The organism is Streptomyces sp. NPDC107500, from assembly GCF_055582785.1.
Window position 1 is genome coordinate 32,711 of record NZ_JBVJPF010000008.1, and the last position, 17,555, is coordinate 50,265.

16 protein-coding genes are annotated in these 17,555 nt (G+C 71.7%); 8 read left to right on the forward strand and 8 right to left on the reverse strand.

The features are described from left to right. Positions 1–166: 166 nt before the first annotated feature. Together ACZ67M_RS29400 and ACZ67M_RS29405 are read left to right on the forward strand one after the other, a co-directional pair. Positions 167–1,912, forward strand: coding sequence for an LCP family protein (locus ACZ67M_RS29400; protein ID WP_469853605.1), 1,746 nt, complete (start codon positions 167–169; stop codon positions 1,910–1,912). 76 nt (positions 1,913–1,988) lie between these two features. Then, a complete protein-coding gene (locus ACZ67M_RS29405) occupies positions 1,989–3,557 on the forward strand; it encodes an LCP family protein (RefSeq protein ID WP_469853606.1) in 1,569 nt (522 codons plus the stop codon). Positions 3,558–3,563: 6 nt separating this feature from the next. Here ACZ67M_RS29405 and ACZ67M_RS29410 read toward each other — a convergent pair whose 3' ends face one another. Continuing rightward, on the reverse strand, positions 3,564–4,619 hold the full coding sequence (locus tag ACZ67M_RS29410; RefSeq protein ID WP_469853607.1) for a glycosyltransferase family 2 protein: 1,056 nt from the start codon (positions 4,617–4,619) through the stop codon (positions 3,564–3,566). A gap of 152 nt (positions 4,620–4,771) precedes the next feature. Between ACZ67M_RS29410 and ACZ67M_RS29415 the strand changes: the two genes are divergently transcribed. Then, positions 4,772–6,283, forward strand: a complete 1,512-nt coding sequence (locus ACZ67M_RS29415; RefSeq protein ID WP_453427263.1) for an LCP family protein — start codon at positions 4,772–4,774, stop codon at positions 6,281–6,283. A gap of 24 nt (positions 6,284–6,307) precedes the next feature. Here ACZ67M_RS29415 and ACZ67M_RS29420 read toward each other — a convergent pair whose 3' ends face one another. Then, positions 6,308–7,588: an LCP family protein gene (locus ACZ67M_RS29420; RefSeq protein ID WP_469853608.1), complete on the reverse strand. Its 1,281-nt coding sequence runs from the start codon at positions 7,586–7,588 to the stop codon at positions 6,308–6,310. Between the two features lie 120 nt (positions 7,589–7,708). Here ACZ67M_RS29420 and ACZ67M_RS29425 point away from each other — a divergent pair, with 120 nt between their 5' ends. Then, positions 7,709–8,275, forward strand: a complete 567-nt coding sequence (locus ACZ67M_RS29425) for an acyl-CoA thioesterase (RefSeq protein WP_161329101.1) — start codon at positions 7,709–7,711, stop codon at positions 8,273–8,275. 14 nt (positions 8,276–8,289) lie between these two features. Here the strand turns inward: ACZ67M_RS29425 and ACZ67M_RS29430 are convergent, their stop codons facing one another. Together ACZ67M_RS29430 and ACZ67M_RS29435 are read right to left on the reverse strand one after the other, a co-directional pair. After that, positions 8,290–9,330, reverse strand: a complete 1,041-nt coding sequence (locus ACZ67M_RS29430) for a vWA domain-containing protein (RefSeq protein WP_392017546.1) — start codon at positions 9,328–9,330, stop codon at positions 8,290–8,292. Between the two features lie 145 nt (positions 9,331–9,475). After that, positions 9,476–10,633, reverse strand: coding sequence for an acyl-CoA dehydrogenase (locus ACZ67M_RS29435; protein ID WP_392102690.1), 1,158 nt, complete (start codon positions 10,631–10,633; stop codon positions 9,476–9,478). Between the two features lie 180 nt (positions 10,634–10,813). Here ACZ67M_RS29435 and ACZ67M_RS29440 point away from each other — a divergent pair, with 180 nt between their 5' ends. Next, a complete protein-coding gene (locus ACZ67M_RS29440; protein ID WP_361357997.1) occupies positions 10,814–12,157 on the forward strand; it encodes a UDP-glucose dehydrogenase family protein in 1,344 nt (447 codons plus the stop codon). Positions 12,158–12,214: 57 nt separating this feature from the next. Here the strand turns inward: ACZ67M_RS29440 and ACZ67M_RS29445 are convergent, their stop codons facing one another. Further along, positions 12,215–12,721, reverse strand: coding sequence for a CGNR zinc finger domain-containing protein (locus ACZ67M_RS29445; protein ID WP_392238794.1), 507 nt, complete (start codon positions 12,719–12,721; stop codon positions 12,215–12,217). A 107-nt stretch (positions 12,722–12,828) separates the two neighbouring features. Between ACZ67M_RS29445 and ACZ67M_RS29450 the strand changes: the two genes are divergently transcribed. Further along, on the forward strand, positions 12,829–13,200 hold the full coding sequence (locus ACZ67M_RS29450; RefSeq protein ID WP_360891616.1) for a VOC family protein: 372 nt from the start codon (positions 12,829–12,831) through the stop codon (positions 13,198–13,200). Positions 13,201–13,232: 32 nt separating this feature from the next. Then, positions 13,233–13,631, forward strand: coding sequence for a VOC family protein (locus tag ACZ67M_RS29455; RefSeq protein WP_361357992.1), 399 nt, complete (start codon positions 13,233–13,235; stop codon positions 13,629–13,631). Between the two features lie 12 nt (positions 13,632–13,643). Here the strand turns inward: ACZ67M_RS29455 and ACZ67M_RS29460 are convergent, their stop codons facing one another. Both ACZ67M_RS29460 and ACZ67M_RS29465 read right to left on the reverse strand, forming a co-directional pair. Further along, on the reverse strand, positions 13,644–14,774 hold the full coding sequence (locus ACZ67M_RS29460; RefSeq protein ID WP_469853609.1) for a dipeptidase: 1,131 nt from the start codon (positions 14,772–14,774) through the stop codon (positions 13,644–13,646). Between the two features lie 93 nt (positions 14,775–14,867). Beyond that, positions 14,868–15,224: a MerR family transcriptional regulator gene (locus tag ACZ67M_RS29465; RefSeq protein ID WP_361358047.1), complete on the reverse strand. Its 357-nt coding sequence runs from the start codon at positions 15,222–15,224 to the stop codon at positions 14,868–14,870. Positions 15,225–15,285: 61 nt separating this feature from the next. On the opposite strand from ACZ67M_RS29465, the gene ACZ67M_RS29470 reads away from it, so the two are divergent. Further along, positions 15,286–16,428 (forward strand): alkene reductase, encoded by a 1,143-nt coding sequence (locus ACZ67M_RS29470; protein ID WP_469853610.1) that lies wholly within the window; start codon positions 15,286–15,288, stop codon positions 16,426–16,428. Here the strand turns inward: ACZ67M_RS29470 and ACZ67M_RS29475 are convergent. Beyond that, positions 16,377–17,555: a dipeptidase gene (locus ACZ67M_RS29475; protein WP_361357984.1), complete on the reverse strand. Its 1,179-nt coding sequence runs from the start codon at positions 17,553–17,555 to the stop codon at positions 16,377–16,379. The genes ACZ67M_RS29470 and ACZ67M_RS29475 overlap by 52 nt on opposite strands.

Sequence of the window (17,555 nt, forward strand, 5' to 3'; positions counted from 1 at the left end):
CGTCGAATGTGACACCAGAGTCGTTCGACGCTGAACTGGACGGATAGTGTGAGCGCTCCAGTGCCCCTGCCGCGAGGCCAGCCCTGGCGTCGTGCACTAGTTGACCCTTCATCGTGCGCCTTCCGGAGAAGGCGCCGCGTGGCCCCCGACGGAGGATTGGGAGACCGTGGACGCGCAAGGACGTGGGCGGGCAGACGATGTCGATCCCGCAGACCAGTGGGTACTGAATCCACGCACCGGCGAATACGAACTGCGACTGTCCCCTTCCGCACCGCAGTCGTCCGTTCCGGGCCCCCGCCGGGGCGCACCCCGCTCCGGCGACGCCTCCCGCGACGCCAGCGGCAACACGGCGGGCACGGCCCGTCGCCGTACGGCCGCGCCCGGCCGCGAGGTCCCGCCGCAGCGGCGGCGCAGGCCCGCGCCCGAGGAGCCGGTACCCGGGCGGCGCGGACGCCGGCCGGAGAAGAAGTCGAAGGGCAAGCGGGCCCTGCTCTGGGTCGGAGGCAGTACCGCCTTCGTCGTCCTGGTGGCCGGGGTCGGCGGCTACGTCTACCTCAAGCACCTCGAGGGCAACGTCTCGACGACGGACGTCGGCAGCGCCGGAAGCAGCAGCTTCAAGAAGGACGAGGCCTTCAACATCCTCATCATCGGCACCGACAAGCGCACCGGTGAGGGCAACGAGGGCTACGGCGACAAGGGCAGCGTCGGGCACGCGGACACGAACATCCTGCTGCACGTCTCCGAGGACCGCTCCAACGCCACCGCCCTCAGCATCCCGCGCGACCTGATCGTCGACGTCCCCGACTGCGAGACGGTGCAGGAGGACGGGACGAAGAAGATCATCCCCGGCTCCACCGGCGTCCGCTTCAACACCAGCCTCGGCGAGAGCGGCCGGGACGCGGGCTGCACCATGCGCACGGTGAAGGAGGCGACCGGGATCCAGCCGGACCACTTCATGATGGCCGACTTCAACGCGGTCAAGACGCTGACCACCGCGGTCGGCGGCGTCGACGTGTGCGTGGAGAAGGCCGTGGACGACCCCAAGTCCCATCTCAAGCTGCCCGCGGGCGAGTCGAAGGTGGAGGGCGAGCAGGCGCTGGCCTTCGTCCGCACCCGGCACGCCTTCGGCAACGAGGGCGACCTGGACCGCATCAAGGTGCAGCAGCAGTTCCTGGGCTCGCTCATGCGGAAGATGTCCTCCAGCGACACCCTCACCAGCCCCACCAAGCTGGTGAAGCTCGCCGAGGCCGCCACCAAGGCCCTGACCGTGGACAAGGCCATCGGCAAGGTGGGCACGCTCAAGGACCTGGCCCTGGAGCTGAAGAAGGTGCCGCCGAAGAACATCACCTTCACCACGGTGCCGGTGATCGACAACCCCGCCGAGAAGGTCAAGGCGACGGTGGTGGTGAACGAGACCACGGGCCCCCAGGTCTTCGACATGATCAGGAACGACATCTCCTTCACCGGGGTCAAGCAGAAGGAGAAGAAGGAGGCGGCCGCGGTCGCCGCCCGGCTCAAGGGCGAGCAGTCCGAGCCCTCCGAGGTCCGCGTCCGCGTCATGAACGGCGGCGCCCCCGCCGGCAGCGCCCAGCAGGAACTCGCCTACCTCCAGACCGACGCCGGCGTCACCAAGTCCGAGAACGCCGGCAACGCCCCCGCAGAACTCGCCAAGACCACCCTGGAGTACGCCCCCGACCAGGCCGACCAGGCCCGCGCCCTCGCCGAGATCCTCGGCCTGTCCGGCGCCGCCATGAAACCCGGCGAAAGCGTCACCAACTCCCAGGGCCTGCCCACCATGACCCTCACCCTCGGCAAGGACTTCAAGGGCGCCGGAGTGAAGCTCGACGCCAAGTCCATCGAGACGCCGGACCTGGACAAGTCCACGGCCGACCAGAAGCAGTGCGCCAGTTGACCTGACGGGCCTGTCGTACGTCTCACACGACGGCGACGGGCCCGCGGGTGGCGCGGGGGTGGGGAGGGACGCGCAAGTGACGCGGAGCGGTGTGCAGGAGGAGGACAGACGGGAGGCCGTCCCGGACGTCCAGGAGAGTGACGCAACCGGCGCACGCCGTCCGCGGCGTGCCCGCCGGGCGCTGCGCTGGAGCGCGGTAGTGCTCGCCGTGGTCCTGGCCGGCACGGCCGGTGCCGGTTACCTCTACTACGAGCACCTCAACGGCAACCTGAAGAAGGACCCCCTGAACCTGGGGGACGGCAAGGTGGCCGCGCCGACGCCGAACGCGGCCGGGCAGACCCCGCTGAACATCCTCGTGATCGGCTCGGACGCCCGGGACAGCGAGGAGAACCAGCAACTCGGCGGCGCCCGCGAGACGTTCGGCTCCACGCCGCTGGCGGACGTGCAGATGCTGGTGCACGTGTCCGCCGACCGCAGCAACATGTCGGTGGTGAGCATGCCGCGCGACACCCTGGTCGAGATACCCAAGTGCACCGACCCGGACGACGGGAAGGTGTACCCGGCGAGCGGCGGCCGGGTGATGACCAACCAGAGCCTCGGGCACGGCGGCCCGGGCTGCACGGTGGCCACCTGGCAGGAGCTGACCGGCATCCACATCGACCACTTCGTGATGGTGGACTTCGCGGGCGTGGTCTCGATGGCGGACGCCGTCGGCGGTGTCCCGGTGTGTGTGGACGCCGACATCCACTCGCGCGACAGCGAGGGCCACGGCTCGGGTCTGAAGCTGGAGAAGGGCACGCACCCGGTCGAGGGCGAGCAGGCCCTTCAGTGGCTGCGCACCCGCTACGGGTTCGAGGACGGCAGCGACCTGGCGCGGGCGAAGGCCCAGCACATGTACCTCAACTCGATGGTCCGGACGCTGCGCGAGAACGCGACCCTGGGCAACCCGAACAAGCTGCGCAGGCTGGCCGAGGAGGCCACCTCGGCGCTCACCGTCGACCCGGGCCTGGACACCGTCAAGAAGCTGTACGACCTCAGCGACGAGCTGCGCCGGGTGAAGCCGGAGCGCATCACCATGACCACGATGCCCAACCGGTACGTGGGCGCGCGCGTGGAGCCGACCGAGGACGCCGAACAGCTCTTCCGGCTGGTGCGCGAGGACATCGCGCTGGACGGCAAGGACGCGAAGAAGAAGCCCGAGGCGGAGCCGGCGGAGCCGGACGACCCCGCCGCCCCCGACGGCGAGATCGCGGTGCAGGTCCGCAACGGCACCCGCACGGACCGCCTCGGCGCGGCCGGCGGACGTGCGAACACGGTCGCCGGTCTGCTGGTGGAGGGGGGCTTCACCAGGGCCGTCGCGGACCCCTCGGTGCTGCCGAGCGAGGACCGCACGCTGGTCCGCTATCCGAGCGCCGACCTGGAGGGCGACGCCCGGCGCGTGGCCGGGTCCCTGGGGATACCGGCGAGTTCGGTGCAGCGGTCGACCGACGTCTCGGGGGTCACCCTCGTCGTGGGCGCCGACTGGCGCGAGGGCAAGGCGTACCGGGCGCCCGAGTCCGACGACCGCACCCCGGAGTCGGCCGAGGCCCTCAATGGCGCGGACGAGAGCGCCTGCATGAAGGTGGACCCGGCGTTCAGCCCCTGACGGACGTCAGCGCGCTCCGGCGGCGTCGGCGGTCCCGGCGTCGGCCTGGACGGCCGGGCGCCGCGAGGCGATGACCTTCCTGGCCAGCGACTTGGGGCTGGTCAGGAAGCCCCACCCCCACGACATGTGCATGGTGGCCAGCGCCACGGGGATCTGCGCCCGCGCCTTCAGCCCGAGCCCCTTGCCCGCCGGGACCGAGCCCGCGGCGATCGCGGCCAGGTAGGCGCCCGGCACGACGAAGCCCCACGGGGTCAGCGCGGCGCCCACCACGACGCCGGCCGCGATGGCGCACACGGCGGTCGGCGGGGCGAGGTAGCGCAGGTTGATGGAGCCGGAGTGGTAGCGGGCGACGACGTGCCGCCAGCGGCCGTAGTCCTTGTACTGCTTGGCCAGCGCGCGCACGCTCGGCCGGGGGCGGTAGGAGACCCGCAGCTCGGGCGAGAACCAGATCAGGCCGCCGGCCTCGCGGATGCGGAAGTTCAGCTCCCAGTCCTGGGCGCGGATGAACTCCTCGTTGTACCCGCCCTGCCGCTCCAGCGCCTCGCGGCGGAAGACACCCAGGTACACGGTCTCGGCGGGGGCGGCCTCGCCGCCGGTGTGGAAGGCGGCGTTGCCCACGCCGATCTTCGACGTCATCGCGGCGGCGACGGCGTCCTCCCAGGCGTTCTCGCCCTCGGCGTGCATGATGCCGCCGACGTTGTGCGCGCCGGTCTCCCCCAGCAGCCGTACGGCCGTGGCGATGTAGCCGGGCGACAGGATGCCGTGGCCGTCGACGCGGACGACGACGGGATGGCGGGAGGCCTTGATGGCGGCGTTCAGCGCGGCGGGCGTACGGCCGGTGGGATTCGGCACGGTGTGCACGCGGGGATCCTCGGCGACGAGTGCGGCGGCGATCTCGTCCGTACGGTCCGTCGAGGGACCGAGGGCGATCACGACCTCCATCTCGCCGGCGTACTCCTGGGCGAGGATGGCGCGGACGGCGCCGCGCAGGTGCCGCTCCTCGTTGAGGACGGGCATGATCACGGAAACGGCGGGCGGCCGCACGTCGGACTTGGCGTTCATCGGTGCTCACGTTACCGCGAACGGGGGACACGGGTGCGCGCCGCGGGGGTCACAGCGGCGGGCAGCAGATCGTATGGGCCTACGGTGCTCACGGATCCCACGTCCGGCCTCACGGTCCGCAGCCAAGTGCCCGTCCTCGCGGAGGTGTCACCTTGCCCACGCCGCCCCGCTCCCCCCGGGTCCCGGCCTCGTCCCCCCGGGGCGGTCCCCCGCCGCAGCGCCGCGGCCCGCGCCCCTCCGGGCGCCCGCCCAGGCCCCCCGTAAGGCGGAAGAAGCCGCGCTGGGCCATGCGGGCGGTGACCGCGCTGTCGGTGGTGGTGCTCGCCTCGGCGGGCATCGGTCACATGGTGCTCTCGGGGCTGGACGCAGACATCTCGCGCGTCGACCCCTTCAAGGACATGAAGAACCGCCCGAAGGCGGGCGACGGCATGAACGTCCTGATGGTCGGCACCGACGGCCGGGACCGGATCAGCGAGGCGGAGCGGCGCAGGTACCGACTGGGCGGCGCCCCCTGCCACTGCACCGACACCGTCATGATCGTGCACATCTCGGAGGACCGGGAGCGGGCGAGCGTGGTGAGCCTGCCGCGCGACTCGTACGCCGAGACGCCCGGCCACACCGACCGCACCACCGGGGAGCGGCACAAGGGGCACCCGGTGAAGCTGAACGCGGCGTACGCCGAGGGCGGCCCGCAGCTGACCATCCGCACCGTGGAGAACATGACCCACGTGAAGATCGACCACTACCTGGAGGTCGACTTCACCAGCTTCATGAAGACCGTGGACGTCCTCGGCGGTGTGAAAATCTGCACCGTCCAGCCGCTGAAGGACAGCTACACCGGGCTCGACCTCGCGGCCGGCGACCACACCCTGATGGGCGGGCAGGCGCTCCAGTACGTCCGGGCCCGCCACCTCGACGGGGCCTCCGACCTGAGCCGGATGAAGCGCCAGCAGCGCTTCCTGGCCGCCCTGATCGACCGGGCGACCTCCTCGGGCATCCTGCTGAACCCGCTCAAGTTCCGTGACGTCACCCGGGCCGTGCTGGGTTCGGTGCGGGCCGACAAGGGCTTCGGCACCGACGAGCTGCTGGCGCTGGGGCGGGCGATGCGGAACTTCTCGCCGTCCTCCTCCGAGTTCACCACCGTGCCCATCGGACGGATGGGGTACGCCGTGAAGGGCGTCGGTTCGACGCTGAAGTGGGACCCGGTGAAGTCCGAGCGGATCTTCAACGCCCTGCGCGAGGACAAGCCGCTGTCGGCACCCCGGCCGAAGCCCACGGGACCGGCGCCGGTGCGGGTCCCGGTGGACCCGAAGCAGATCCGGGTCCAGGTGGAGAACGGCACCCGCACCGCGGGCCTGGGAAGGCGGGTGGACGACGCGCTGGCCGCGACCGGGTTCCGCACCACCCGGGCGCCGCGGAACGCCGCCGACCGCGCCGTCGAACGCACCGTGGTCGCCTACGACCCCCGCTGGGACCAGTCGGCGAAGTCGCTGGCCGCCGCCCTGCCCGGCAGCGAGCTGCGGCCGGTCAAGGGGCAGGGGGCGCTGCTGAAGGTGATCGCGGGCGCCGACTTCCGGCAGGCCGTCAAGGTGCGGCCGGCCGATCCGCCGCAGGAGTCGGGCACGGTGGTGCGGGGCGACGAGGTGGTCTGCGGCCAGGAGTGAGGGGCCCGGCCGCCCGGCCCCGGCTCAGTTGCCGGAGACGGTGATCTTCTCGTCGTTCTTCAGCTCCTGGACGAGCTGCTTCACCTTGGCGTCGTCCCACTTGAGGTTCCCGCCGACGCTGCCGGAGATCGGCATGTTCATCGAGGTGCCCTCGCCGCCGCTGACGCTCTTCATCGCCCAGAACATGCTCGCCAGGTCGAAGAGGCCCATGTCCTTGTCGACGATGAGGGAGTCCAGGCCGGCGCCCATCGTCGGGTACAGCTTGAACGGGTTGAGGATCGTCGAGGGGGTGGCCACCTGGCTCGCCAGCGCCGACAGGAACTTCTGCTGGTTCTTGGTGCGGTCCAGGTCGGAGCCGGCCAGCGCGTACCGGGTGCGGACGAAGGCGAGGGCCTCCTCGCCGTTCAGGGTCTGCTTGCCCTTCTTGAGGTCGGCGCCGGACTTCTTGTCCTTGATGTCCTGCGGGATGTCCATCTCGACGCCGCCGACCGCGTCCACGATGTTCGCGAATCCGGCGAAGCCGATCTCCACGTAGTGGTCCAGGCGCAGCCCGGTGTTGTGCTCGACGGTGCGCACCAGCAGCTCGGGGCCGTCCTCGGCGTATGCGGCGTTCAGCTTCGTGTGCCGGCCGGTGCCCGGGTACGTCTTGCCAGAGTCGGAGCCGACGAAGGAGGGGATCTCCACGTCCGAGTCGCGGGGCAGCGAGATCAGCGTCGACCCGTTGTCCCCGGTGTGCAGGATCATCATGGAGTCGGTGCGCTTGCCCTCGGCGGAGCCGGTGTGCAGGTCCTTCTTCTGGTCGTCGGTCATGCCCTCGCGGCTGTCGGAGCCGACGATCAGGTAGTTCGTGCCCTCTCCGGCGCCGGGCCGCTCGATGACCTTGGACAGGTCGACCTCGCGGTTGAGCTTGGAGTCGGCCCAGAAGTAGGTGCCGACGGTGGTGACGACCAGCGCGGTCACGACGGTGATCGCGGTCCACTTGATCCGTCTGCGCCAGTCCGGGGCGGGCCGTCCGGCCCCGCCGCGGCCCTGTCCCGGCCCGTGGCCGCCGGGGCTGCCGTAGACCTGGCCGGTGTTGTATCCGCTGTCGTAGCCGTCGCCGCCGTGCCCCTGGCCGTCGACGTAGGAAGGCTGCTGCGGCACCCCGCCGCCGTACGGCGGGGCCGACGGGCCCGGGCCGGGCGGCGGGGCCGCGCCGCGGCGGACCTGGCGCATCACGCGTGCGCTCTCGGGCTGTGCGCTCCCGCTGCCACGTCCGTACCGGCCGCGGTTGTCACCGGACCATCCCTCGGGCCAATCATTCATGCGCACCAGTGTGCAGGTACCCGCTGTGGGCCATACAAGGGTCGTCGGAAAATAGGGTCCGCGCTGTTGCGAAGCTGACACAAAATTACGCCGGTGTCGCCGCGGCATAAGGTGGAGGCCATGACAGACCAGGCAGAACAGGCCTCGGCCGCGCGGTCGGCGCCACCGGAGATCCCGGGCAAGCCCACCTCGGCCTCCCGCACCACCCTCAGCCACATCATGACGCACGGCGACACCAACCTTCTGGGCACCGTGCACGGCGGCGTGATCATGAAACTGGTCGACGACGCGGCGGGCGCCGTGGCGGGACGGCACTCCGGCGGGCCGGCGGTCACCGCGTCCATGGACGAGATGGCGTTCCTCGAACCGGTCCGCGTCGGCGACCTCGTCCATGTGAAGGCCCAGGTGAACTGGACCGGCCGCAGCTCCATGGAGGTCGGCGTCCGGGTCATGGCGGAACGCTGGAACGAGTCCACCCCGGCCACCCAGGTCGGCTCGGCGTACCTGGTCTTCGCCGCCGTCGACGCGGACGGCAAGCCGCGCACGGTCCCGCCGGTGCTGCCGGAGACGGAGAAGGACAAGCGGCGCTACCAGGAGGCCCAGATCCGGCGCACCCACCGCCTGGCCCGCCGCCGCGCCATCATGGAGCTGCGGGAGCGGCGGGTGGCGGAGGGCTACCAGGACTGACCGAGCACGGGGCGTCAGAGCATCAGCAGCAGCCGTGTGTTCGGTACGAGCTTCCGGTTCACGCTGGTGCTCTGCACGAAGATCGTGAAGTCGTCGTTGTGGTCGGGCTTGATGCGGACCTCCACGTCCGGCAGGCCGAGCAGCGCTCGGGCCTCCGGCCCCGTGTACACCCGGTCCGTCTTCTTCTCCAGCACCGATATCTGCTTCTTCGGCTGGACCTTCTCCGACTTGCTCAGCTGGTAGAACGCACCGCCGGTGCGGTACGTGTACCCGGATTCGACCACCCAGTCCCGAATCGCCGCGTCACGCGTCACCGGGACCAACTGGTACTTCGACGTGTCCACCGGGGTGAGGCCGGCCGCCTTGATGGTGTCCTTGTTGACCGCGTCCGCGCCCGTGGAGAACACCGCCCGCGACCCCCGGATGCCCTGCGCGCGGCCCACCATGAACTTCTCGGTGGCCTCCTGGATGACCTGCCCGGCCTCCTGAAGACCCTGCGTGCTCGTGGCGTCCCAGATGGCGATGTTGTCCTTCGGGAACCCGTACTGCATGGCCTCGCGCTTGCCCATCTGATCCGGCACGAGGACGGCCAGCGTCCAGTTGTCCTCCTGTGTCTCGATCATCCCGGCCACGGCGTCGACCAGTGCGCGCGGATCCTTGGCCGGGGCGTCCGGGCAGCGGTGGCTCACGTTCTCCTGCCCGTCGGTGAGGACGAAGGTCAGGAAGCTGTGGTCTCCGTACAGCTGGGCGGTGTGCGCCAGCTCCCGCTGCGACTTGAGCGTGGCCGCCAGCAGCGCCGTCATGCCGCCGACGCGGTACATCTGCTTGAGCGACGGCATCCGCAGCACGTCCTTGTCGTAGATGACGCACTCCACCCTGTCGGCGAAGACGTACACCGTGACGCGGGTCTCCTGGTCCAGTTCCTGCGAGCGGCGGGCCAGGTAGGCGATCTGCTCGTCGGCGACTTCGACCACCTTCTGGCTCAGGCGGGACATGGACGAGCTGGCGTCCAGCACGAGAGCGACGTGATTGATGTAGTTCTGGCTTCCGGACAAGGCGGCTCCCCCTCTTTCCGACTCGATGCCCCTACCGTCTCACCCACCACTGACAATCGGCCCGGACAGCGCCGGGCACCCGGGGACGTACGACGGCAGCCCCCGGCGTGACGCCGGGGGCTGCCTCCTGACCTGCGAAACCCCGCTAGGGAAGGTTGCGCGCCATGACGATGCGCTGGACCTGGTTGGTGCCCTCGTAGATCTGCGTGATCTTGGCGTCGCGCATCATGCGCTCGACCGGGTAGTCACGGGTGTAGCCGTAGCCGCCGAGGAGCTGGACGGCGTCGGTGGTGACCTCCATCGCGACGTCGGAGGCGAAGCACTTGGCGGCGGCCCCCTGGAAGGTCAGGTCGCTGTCACCGCGCTCCGACTTCGCGGCGGCGGCGTAGGTCAGCTGCCGGGCGGCCTCGATCTTCATGGCCATGTCGGCGAGCATGAACTGGATGCCCTGGAAGTCGGCGATCGGCTTGCCGAACTGCTTGCGCTCCTTGACGTAGCCCTTGGCGTAGTCGAGGGCGCCCTGGGCGATGCCGAGGGCCTGGGCGGCGATGGTGATCCGGGTGTGGTCCAGCGTCTTCATCGCGGTGGCGAAGCCGGTGCCCTCCTCGCCGATCATGCGGTCGGCGGGGATGCGGACGTTGTCCAGGTACACCTCGCGCGTGGGCGAGCCCTTGATGCCGAGCTTCTTCTCCGGGGCACCGAAGGAGACGCCCGCGTCGGACTTCTCGACCACGAAGGCCGAGATGCCCTTGGAGCGCTTGGCGGGGTCGGTGACCGCCATCACCGTGTAGTACTCGGACTCGCCGGCGTTGGTGATCCAGCGCTTGACGCCGTTGAGGATCCAGTGGTCGCCGTCGCGGACGGCCTTCGTCTTCATGCCGGCCGCGTCGGAGCCCGCGTCGGGCTCGGAGAGGCAGTAGGAGAACATGCCCTCGCCCTGGGCGAGCGGGGTCATGTACTTCTTCTTCAGCTCCTCGGAGCCGGACAGGATGACCGGCAGGGAGCCGAGCTTGTTCACCGCCGGGATGAGGGAGGAGCTGGCGCAGACGCGGGCGACCTCCTCGATCACGATGACCGTGGCGAGCGCGTCGGCGCCCGCGCCGCCGTACTCCTCGGGGACGTGCACCGCGTGCAGGTCGTTCGCGGTCAGGGCGGTGAGGGCCTCGCGCGGGAAGCGGGCCTCCTCGTCCACCGCCGCGGCGTGCGGCGCGATCTTCGCCTCGGCCAGCGCACGGACGGCGTCGCGGAGCATGTCGTGCTCCTCGGACGGGCGGTACAGGTCGAAGTCAGCCGATCCGGCCAAGGTGTCTCACGCTCCAAAACGCTGTGATGCTGGGCACGCTAACTACCGTTAAGTAACACAAATTTTAGAGCCCTGGCCGGGGTCATGGATAGGTGAGCTTGACGACAGCCGACCGACGGGGCCGCCCCGCGCCCCCGTTATGCTCGGGCGCGCACCCCGCCGTACACCTCTGGAGCACCCATGGCCCTCAAGATCACCGTGATCGGTACCGGCTATCTCGGCGCGACCCACGCGGCGGCGATGGCCGAACTCGGTTTCGAGGTGCTGGGCCTGGACGTGGTGCCCGAGAAGATCGAGATGCTCAAGCGGGGCCAGGTGCCCATGTACGAGCCCGGTCTGGAGGAGTTGCTGCGCAAGCACGTCGCCGGGATCGAGGGCGCCACCGGGCGGCTGCGCTTCACCACCGACTTCGCGGAGGTCGCGGCCTTCGGCGACGTGCACTTCCTGTGCGTGAACACGCCGCAGAAGCACGGCGAGTACGCCTGCGACATGTCCTACGTCGACTCGGCGATCGCCTCGCTCGCGCCCCATCTGACGGGCCCGGCGCTGGTCGTCGGGAAGTCGACGGTGCCCGTGGGCTCCGCCGACCGGCTGGCCGCCTACCTCGCCGAGCACGCGCCGGCCGGCGCGGACGCCGAGCTGGCCTGGAACCCGGAGTTCCTGCGCGAGGGCCTCGCCGTGCAGGACACGCTGCGCCCCGACCGGCTCGTGGTCGGTGTCCGCAGTGAGCGGGCGGAGAAGCTGCTGCGCGAGGTGTACGCCACACCGATCGCGGAGGGATCGCCCTTCGTCGTCACGGACTTCCCGACCGCCGAGCTGGTGAAGACCTCCGCGAACTCCTTCCTGGCCACCAAGATCTCCTTCATCAACGCGATGGCGGAGGTGTGCGAGGCGGCCGACGGCGACGTCGCCAAGCTGGCCGAGGCGATCGGGTACGACGACCGGATCGGCCGGAAGTTCCTGCGGGCCGGGATCGGCTTCGGCGGCGGCTGCCTGCCCAAGGACATCCGGGCGTTCATGGCGCGCGCCGGTGAGCTGGGCGCGGACCAGGCGCTCACCTTCCTGCGCGAGATCGACTCGATCAACATGCGCCAGCGCGGCCAGATGGTGGAGCTGACCCGGCAGGCGCTGGGCGGCGGCCCGTTCCTCGGCAAGCGGATCGCGGTGCTCGGCGCCACCTTCAAGCCCGACTCGGACGACGTGCGGGACTCCCCCGCGCTGAACGTCGCCGGGCAGGTCCACCTCCAGGGCGCCCAGGTGACGGTGTACGACCCCAAGGGCATGGCGAACGCGCGGCGGCTCTTCCCGACCCTCGGGTACGCCGACTCCGCGCTGGAGGCGGTGCGGGGTGCCGACGTGGTGCTGCACCTGACGGAGTGGCGGGAGTTCCGCGAGCTGGACCCCGGGGCGCTGGGCGAGGCCGCGGCGGCCCGGGTGATCCTCGACGGGCGCAACGCGCTGGACCCGGAGACCTGGCGCAAGGCCGGCTGGACCTACCGGGCGATGGGCCGCCCCACGGCCTAGCCCGCCGTCCGCATTCTGCCCCATCACGCGGCCCGGGACCGGTGAACCCCGTGTGGTTCACGCCTCCTTGGCCCGGTACCTGCGCATCTTGGCGCGCGCCCCGCACACCTGCATCGAGCACCAGCGGCCGCGTCCGGCCGGGCTGCGGTCGTAGTACGCCCAGAGGCAGTCGACGGCCTCGCAGGCCTTCAGCCGGCTCCAGGTGCCGGCGACCAGCGCCTCGGCGACGGCGGCGGCGACCCGTGCGGCCAGCAGGCCCTCCCGGGCCGGGACGAGGGCGGCGGAGCCGTCGGCGTCGTCGACCGTCACCACCAGCGGAGCCGCGGCCAGCAGCTCGCCCAGCGGGGTCACCGCGCGGTGCGGCGGATGGCCGGCGTGCGCGAGCAGCGTCACGCGCAGGGACTCGCGCAGCTCGCGGGCGCCTGGAACGGCGTCCTCCGCCAGGCCGAACCGCGCCCGGTTCTCCGGAGTGTCCAGCGAGTCGGCGCCCGTCTCGACGTCCAGCGTGTTCACCAGGGCCCGGACCAGCTCCAGACCTCCCGGCGCGGGCGATCTCACACTCATGCTTGCGACGTTACCGCCAATGCGGGAGCATGAGGTAACCGTTACCGGTTACCCGCCTCATGCAGGTAACCGCCGCAGCGACCACCGCGGACCTCAAGGAGGAAGTCATGGCTGTCGCCGAACTGGGCGTCGTCGTCCTGGACTGTCCCGACCCGCAGGCACTGGCCCGCTTCTACGCCGGCGTGCTCGGCGGAACCGTCGAGGACAGGAGCGACGAGCACGACGAGTGGGTCGACCTGAACCTGCCCGGCGGGCAGACGCTGGCCTTCCAGGGCTCCCCCGGCTACGTACCGCCGAAGTGGCCCGGGCCCGACGGCGCCCAGCAGTTCCACCTCGACCTCGACGTGAAGGACCTCGACGCGGCCGAGAAGGCCGTGCTGGAGCTGGGCGCGCGCCCGCTGGACGCGGAGGACCGCTCCCGCACCTTCCGGGTCTACGCCGACCCCGCCGGGCACCCTTTCTGCCTCTGCGCCTGCTGAGCAAGGCACCACCGACCCAGGAGGGACCCCGCATGGCCACGACACCCGTCGCACGCTTCCGCTCCGTCGTCCTCGACTGCCCCGACCCCCGTGAGCTGGCCCGCTTCTACGCCGCCATCGTCGGCGGCACGCCCGAGGGGGAGGACCCCGACTGGGTGGTGCTCCAGGTGCCCGGCGGGCCCCGGCTGGCCTTCCAGCAGGCCCCGGACCTCACCCCTCCGGAGTGGCCGCGCTCCGACCGCAACGCGCAGCAGTTCCACCTCGACCTCGACGGCGGGGCGACCTGGGCCGAGATGGACGCGGCGCACGAGCGGGTGCTCTCGCTGGGCGCCCGCCCGCTGGACCTCGAGGACCGGGAGAAGAAGGACTTCATGGTCTACGCCGACCCGGCCGGACACCCCTTCTGCCTGTGCCGCATCGAGCGTCCCTGACGGGGCCGGCGCTCAGCCGTCCAGTTCGGCGATCGTCGCCGTCGACGGCTCCCGGCGCTGCTGCACCGCGCGGGCGGTGAAGGCCGCGCCGCGCAGCACACGCTGGACGTTGCCCCAGGTCAGCAGGGCCACGTCCGCCTCGTCCCAGCCACGGCGCAGCAGCTCGGCGATGAGCCGCGGGTAGCAGGAGGCGTCGCCCAGCTCCAGCGGGTGGGCGGCGCCCGAATCGTAGGTGCCGGACAGGCCGACGCTCTCCGCTCCGGCCACCGTGCGGACGTGGTCGAGGTGGTCGGCGACGTCGCGGACGGTCGGGCCGGTCTGCTCGGCGGTCAGCGGCACCATGCACAGCCCCCCGGCCGCGCCCAGCTCGACCAGCAGGTCGTCGGGGAGATTGGCGGGGTGGGGGCGCAGGGCGCGGGCGGCGGAGCGGGTGCACACGGCCGGCGCCTTGGAGACGGCGAAGGTGCGGCGGACGGTCTCGGCGGAGGCGCCGGAGAGATCGGCGAGCACGCCGAGCCGGTTCATCTCCCGGACCACCTCCTCGCCGAACCGGGTCAGCCCCGCCTCGCTCGCCCAGCTCACCCCGGACAGCGTCAGCACGCGCAGGCCGAGGGCGTGCAGCGAACGCAGGATGCCGAGGCGGTCGCCGAGGGCGGGGGCGCCCGCGGGACCCGGCAGCACGGCGACCCGGCCGCAGTTGCGGGCGTCGATGGCCTGCCCGGCGTCGTAGGCCAGCCGCAGCCCCTCGGGGTGGGCGCGCACGACCATCTTGACCAGGTCCAGCTGCTCCAGCGTGGCGCCGATCGCGCGGTCCCCGTCGAGGGCCTCGGGCAGGTGCAGCGACCACAGCAGCGCGCCCACGTGGCCCTCGCGCAGCCGCGGCACATCGGTGTCGACGGCGCTCTCGCCCAGCTCCAGGTCGTACCAGGGCAGGTGCTTGAGCGCCCAGGGCAGCCCGCTGTAGCCGTCGGCGACGGGGTGGGCGGCCAGGACGGCGTGCGCCCTGGTCAGCGGCTCGTCGTCGGGGTCGGACACGGGCGTGTAGGGCTCCGACGGGAAGGCCTGCGCGGCGAGCGGCTCGGACAGGTCGCCGAGCCCGCCGGCCTCGGTACCGGTGTGCAGGTCGTCCTGGAGGTCTGCCATGGCGCGCTCCGTACGCTCGTTCGTGAGGTACGGCCACCGTCGCACGGAGCGGAAAGGGCTTCCTGGTGGGTGGGGCGTTCGGGGGTACGCGGCTCAGCCCCCGGCCGCCTCGATCACCTCGTCCAGGGTGTCCCGGGAGCGGAGCAGGTCGGCGATGGTCCGGTCGATGCGGGCGCGCTCGGCGGTGAGGTCGGCGACCAGCTTCGGCGTCGCCACGGCCGAGGGGCCGCCGTCGCCGTCGCGCATGCACGGCAGCAGCTGCGCGATCTTGCTGCTGCACAGCCCGGCCGCGTACAGCTCCTGGATGCGGACGACCCGGTCGACGGCCGCCTCCGCGTAGTCGCGGTGCCCGCCGGGCGTACGCCCGGACGCGAGCAGCCCCTGCGTCTCGTAGTAGCGCAGCGAGCGCTCGCTGACGCCCGTGCGCCGGGCCAGTTCGCCGATCCGCATCCGCCGTACCTCCCGCTCCGGGCTTGAATCTGACACTGGTGTCAAGTTTTAGCGTACGGGCATGTCGAACACAACAGACCTCTTCGCGTCCGCCCCGCTCGGCCCGCTCACCCTGCCCAACCGCCTCGTGATGGCCCCCCTCACCCGGAACCGGGCGGAGGCCGACGGCACGCCGACCCCGCTCATGGCGGCCTACTACGCCCAGCGCGCGACCGCCGGGCTGATCGTCGCCGAGGCCGCGACGCCGAACGCGGCCGGGCAGACGTACCCGAACATCACCGCCGTGCACAGCGCCCGGCACGTGGCGGGCTGGCGGCTGGTCACCGACGCGGTGCGGGAGGCAGGGGGCCGGATGTTCCTCCAGCTCCAGCACGGCGGCCGGGTCGGCCATCCGGCCACCAGCGGCCTGACGCCGGTCGCGCCCTCGCCGGTGCCGCTGCCCGAGACGGTCTTCACGCCCGACGGGCACCGGCCGGCCGTCGTCCCCAGGGAGATGACCACCGAGGACATCCGGACCACCGTCGCCGACTTCGCGCGGGCCGCCCGCAACGCGCTGGACGCCGGTTTCGAGGGGGTCGAGGTGCACTCCGCCAACGGTCACCTGCTGCACCAGTTCCTGGCCGCCAACACCAACCTGCGCACCGACGGCTACGGGGGCTCCGTCGCCGCGCGGATCCGGTTCACGGCCGAGGTGACGGAGGCGGTGGCCGCCGAGATCGGCGCCGAGCGGGTCGGCCTGCGCGTCTCCCCCGGCAACACCGTCAACGGAATCGCGGAGGGCGAGACCGACGCGCTGTACCCGGCCCTCCTGGAGCGGGTCGGCGGACTGGGTCTCGCCTATCTGCACCTCGTGCACGCCGACCCCGACGCCCCGATGTTCGGCAGGCTCCGCGCCGTGTGGCCCGGGGTGCTGATCGCCAACCCGGTGCTGCCCGAATCCCCCGCCACGGAGGCCGTACGGCACGCCTCCGCCCGGCTGCTGGCCGCCGGGGCCGACCTGATCGCGCTCGGCCGGCCCTTCCTCGCCAACCCGGACCTGGTGGCGAGGCTGCGGCTCGACGCGCCGCTGAACCCCGTACGGGGCCGGTACCTGATGTACGTGGGCGGGGCGACCGGATACACCGACTACCCCGCCCTCGGAGAGGTGACGGCTCAGCCGTCGAGTTCCTCCAGCGACGCGTTGGACGGCTCCCGGGTGGCCTGAAGCCCCCGGGCCACGTCCTCGGCGTCGCCCAGCACCCGGACCGCGTTCTTCCAGGTCACCTTGGAAAGGTCGGCCCTGGACCAACCGCGGTCGAGCAGTTCGGCGATGAGGTTCGGGTAGCCCGCGACGTCACCGAGGCCGTCCGGGGTGAAGGGCGTGCCGTCGTAGTCGCCGCCGATGCCGAGGTGGTCGACGCCGGCGACCTCGCGCATGTGGTCGAGGTGGTCGGCGACCGTGGAGACGGTGGCGACGGGACGCGGGACGCGCTCCTCGAAGGCGGCGTGCACCTTCATCGCCTCGGGGCTGGAGTCGAGGTGGTGGAAGCCGTGCGCGCGCATGTTCTCGTCGGCCTCGGCGGTCCAGTCGACGGCCGCCTGGAGCACGAACTTCGGCACGAACGTCACCATCGCCATGCCGCCGTTGGCGGGCAGCCGCTCCAGGACGTCGTCCGGGATGTTGCGCGGGTGGTCGCAGACGGCCCGGGACGAGGAGTGCGAGAAGATCACCGGCGCGGTCGAGGCGTCCAGCGCGTCGCGCATCGTCGTCGCCGCGACGTGCGAGAGGTCGACCAGCATGCCCTCGCGGTTCATCTCGCGGACGACCTCGCGGCCGAAGGCCGACAGGCCGCCGACGCCGGGTTCGTCGGTCGCCGAGTCCGCCCACGCGACGTTGTCGTTGTGGGTGAGCGTCATGTAGCGCACGCCGAGCGCGTACAGGGCGCGCAGGGTGGCCAGCGAGTTGTCGATGGAGTGGCCGCCCTCGGCGCCCATCAGCGAGGCGATCCGGCCCTCGGCGCGTGCCGCCTCCATGTCGGCGGCGGTGAGCGCCGCCCGCAGGTCCTCGGGGTGGCGGTCGATCAGCCGCCGTACGCAGTCGATCTGCTCCAGCGTCGCCGTCACCGCGCCCGGCAGGTCGGAGCGGACGTACACCGACCAGTACTGCGCGCCGACGCCGCCGGCCCGCAGCCGGGCCAGGTCGGTGTGCAGGTGGGCGGACTGGTCGGAGGCGATGTCGCGGGCGTCGAGGTCGTAGCGGACCTGCTCGCGCAGCGCCCAGGGCAGGTCGTTGTGCCCGTCGACGACGGGGAACTCGCGCAGCAGTTCCCGGGCCTGGTCCAGCGAGGTCAT